Source organism: Fundidesulfovibrio sp., from assembly GCF_058402725.1.
The window spans coordinates 1-1,613 of the sequence record NZ_JBZVFJ010000341.1 but is presented as its reverse complement, the minus strand read 5'-3'; the positions used below and the strand labels follow the sequence as shown (position 1 = coordinate 1,613).

2 protein-coding genes are annotated in these 1,613 nt (G+C 68.9%); one reads left to right on the top strand and one right to left on the bottom strand.

Translation table 11 applies throughout. The features are described 5' to 3' along the window. On the top strand, nucleotides 1–570 hold a 570-nt coding region (locus ACV4UX_RS19385), incomplete at its 5' end, for a tetratricopeptide repeat protein (RefSeq protein ID WP_491594913.1). Here the strand turns inward: ACV4UX_RS19385 and ACV4UX_RS19380 are convergent. Beyond that, nucleotides 524–1,613: hypothetical protein (locus ACV4UX_RS19380; RefSeq protein WP_491594912.1), on the bottom strand; the 1,090-nt coding region annotated here is incomplete at its 5' end. The genes ACV4UX_RS19385 and ACV4UX_RS19380 overlap by 47 nt on opposite strands.

The following is a 1,613-nucleotide window of genomic DNA, read 5'->3' as shown; positions in this document are numbered from 1 at the left end:
CTGGCAGTGCCCAACGGGCATGGCTTCGTCGAAGTGTGGGACGGCCGTCGCTGGCTTCTGCTGGACCCGACGGCCTTCGCCGTCTACCTCTGCCCCGGCGAAGCGGTCCGCGATCTCCCGGGCAACGAACTCGTCCTGGCCAGGGCCGAGGACTTCTGGGCCGCAGGCCTGGCCACCACGGAGGATGCGAACCTTTTTCTCCGAAACGGCGCCGCCGCCTCCCGGGGCGTCTGGCGGACTTCGCCCTGTCGGCGTCTTGCACAGGCCGACTTCGACTACCCCAAAGCCTTCGCCAACCTGGGACGGGCGCTCCTGCAAGGGGGCAAGGCCCGGGCCGCCGCGCGCCTGCTGCGCAAGAGCCTGCAGCTTGCCCCGGACGACCCGACGGTCCTGTTGTCCCTGGCTCGGGCCCTCGCGGCCAGCCAGGAGCCGGAGGCGGCCCGGGAGGCGGTGCTCAGGGTTCTGGAACTGGGGTCTGACCAGCCGGAAGCATCTGAGCTTCTGGAAATGCTGGGCGATCCGCTCAGGGGGCCTGGAGCGACCGGTCGTAGTCCTGATCCAGATCGATGATCCGGGCCAGGCCGTGTTGCCGCGCCAGGATCACCAGTCGGAGGGCTTCCCTCCGTGATTCCGGGTCGGGCCGCTCCGCCAGGAAGAAAGACCTGAACACGCATCCCACGGGATCCATCGGATTGAGCCGGAGAAGAGCTTCCGTCACGCGTTGGGCGGCGGCCAGGGCGTGGTGCACGGCCCAGGCCAGGAAAGGCACGGCAAGGTCCGTGCGACGCGGAGCCAGTTCGAGCATGCGCAGGGCCGTCGCATCGTAGCTGGCCAGAAACCAGGCCCGCGCCGAGTCGTAAGAGGAGTCGGGCAGGGCGTAGGCCAGGCACGCCTGGGCCCGCAGGCAGGCCTCGGCCAAGGCCGCGCTGGACGCCCCCCGGGCCATGCGCTTCTGCGCCCGGCACAGGCGGCCCAGAAACGCCAGGGCATAGATGGGGTCTTTCTGGATGTCCCCGGTCGCCACGCGCAACAGCGCCGCCTCCCGCAGGTCGCCCTTGAGCCCGGCGGGATAGGCCAGGTCGCACACTTTGCTGGGGCCGGCATGGACGCCCGAACGGATCAGGCGTTTCTCCTCCTCGAAGGCCTGAATGTCCTCCACTGCCTCCCGAAATCCTGCCCCCTGCAGCAGCGCTGCAGCAGCGAGTGCGGCTATCGCCAGCGCATTGGCCCGGCGCGGCGGCCTTGCGCTCCCTCGGGGCCAGGTCATGCACCCTGCGCCGAGGGCGATGAACCCGAGCACGGCCGGAGTCTCAAACCACATGGACCACAGCAGCGTCAGGGCCAACCAGCCGGGAAACATGTGCATCCTGCGCGTTTCGGGGACGCCGGCCATAGTCCAGGCAATCCATGCCAGCAGACCCAGGCCCCAGATGCCAAGGGCCAAAACCGCCTCGGCATACTGGTTCGCCAGTTGGAAATAGGGTTCACGGAGTCCCTCCCAGACCGTGACGCCGTACTGGACCACACCAAACAACGGCCCGGATGCGGACGGGGCGTGGCGGACAAGGACCTCAGGAAACGCGCCCCAGCCGAACCCCGTCAGGATGCGCCAA